Genomic DNA, 1,546 nt, shown 5'->3' with positions numbered 1-1,546 from the left:
GCTTAAAAGAACCCCATTTTTTTAGGATCGTAAGACACCAGCATGTTTTTAGTTTGCTGATAATGATCCAGCATCATCAAATGGTTCTCACGGCCGATACCAGACTGCTTATAACCACCGAATGCAGAATGCGACGGATAGATGTGATAGCAGTTCGTCCATACGCGGCCCGCTTGAATACCACGTCCGAAGCGATACGCCTTATGTACACTGCGCGTCCAAATACCAGCACCCAGACCATATAACGTATCGTTGGCAATTCTCATCGCATCTTCGTCATCTTTGAAAGTCGTCACCGCAAGCACCGGTCCAAAGATTTCCTCTTGGAACACACGCATATCGTTTGTGCCCTCAAAGATAGTCGGCTGCACGTAGTAGCCATCACCAAGATCACCATCGTGCGTGGCTCGTTCACCACCGACCAGTACTTTAGCGCCTTCTTGCTTACCGATATCTAGATACGACAGGATCTTCTCTAATTGATCTGAGCTTGCTTGTGCCCCAATCATCGTCTCTGTGTCTAATGGATTGCCCATTTTGATGGCCTCAACACGAGTGATACAGCGTTTGATAAACTCATCATAGATACTCTCATGTACCAGTGCACGTGATGGGCAGGTACAGACTTCCCCTTGGTTAAGTGCAAACATCACCAGACCTTCAACCGCCTTGTCTAAGAAGTCATCATCTTCATCCATAATGTCAGCGAAGAAGATGTTTGGACTCTTACCGCCCAGCTCCAAGGTCACAGGAATGATGTTTTCACTGGCATACTGCATGATAAGACGACCTGTCGTGGTCTCACCCGTAAAGGCTACTTTATTGATACGAGGGTTAGAAGCTAACGGCTTACCAGCTTCGACACCAAAGCCATTGACGACGTTTAATACACCTTTAGGTAACAAGTCAGCAGCACCGATAATCTCTAACATATAGAGAATAGAGGCAGGGGTTTGTTCAGCAGGTTTAAGAACCACACAGTTACCAGCAGCAAGCGCAGGTGCCAGTTTCCAGACGGCCATTAGGATAGGGAAGTTCCAAGGGATAATCTGACCGACAACACCCAGTGGCTCATGGAAATGATAAGCAACGGTATCGTCATCAATCTGACTGATGCCGCCTTCTTGAGCGCGAATGGCACTGGCGAAATAACGGAAGTGATCAACGGCTAACGGGATATCTGCTGCGAGTGTCTCACGTACCGGTTTGCCGTTTTCATAACATTCAGCAATGGCGATAGACTCAAGATTGGCTTCCATTTTGTCAGCGATTTTGAGGAGGATATTGGCGCGTTCCGTCACGCTGGTTTTGCCCCACGCATCTTTGGCAGCGTGAGCGGCATCTAGGGCTTTTTCGATATCAGCCTCTTTTGAACGGGCCACTTGGCAGATGACTTTGCCATCTATGGGACTGGTATTGTCAAAGTATTCACCATCAACGGGTGCAACCCATTCACCATTGATGAAGTTGTCATATTTTTCGCGGAATTGGACTTGGCTTTTTTCTGTGTTTGGATAGGGATATAACATTAACTGCTCCTTGTTGT

At 47.2% G+C, this 1,546-nt stretch carries 1 protein-coding gene; it reads right to left on the bottom strand.

The genetic code is table 11. The features are described from left to right. Positions 1-2: 2 nt before the first annotated feature. On the bottom strand, positions 3-1,529 hold the full coding sequence (gene exaC, locus ACZW67_RS14255) for an acetaldehyde dehydrogenase ExaC (RefSeq protein WP_465183802.1): 1,527 nt from the start codon (positions 1,527-1,529) through the stop codon (positions 3-5). Positions 1,530-1,546 lie beyond the last annotated feature (17 nt).

It is taken from the genome of Psychrobacter sp. TPE 89C (assembly GCF_055522395.1).
The sequence above is the reverse complement of the archived record's forward strand: the minus strand, read 5'-3'. Positions and strand labels throughout refer to the sequence as shown.

Excerpts from the sequence above, each read along its gene's own strand:
- exaC (WP_465183802.1), bottom strand. The coding sequence starts at position 1,529 with ATGTTATATCCCTATCCAAACACAGAAAAAAGCCAAGTCCAATTCCGC.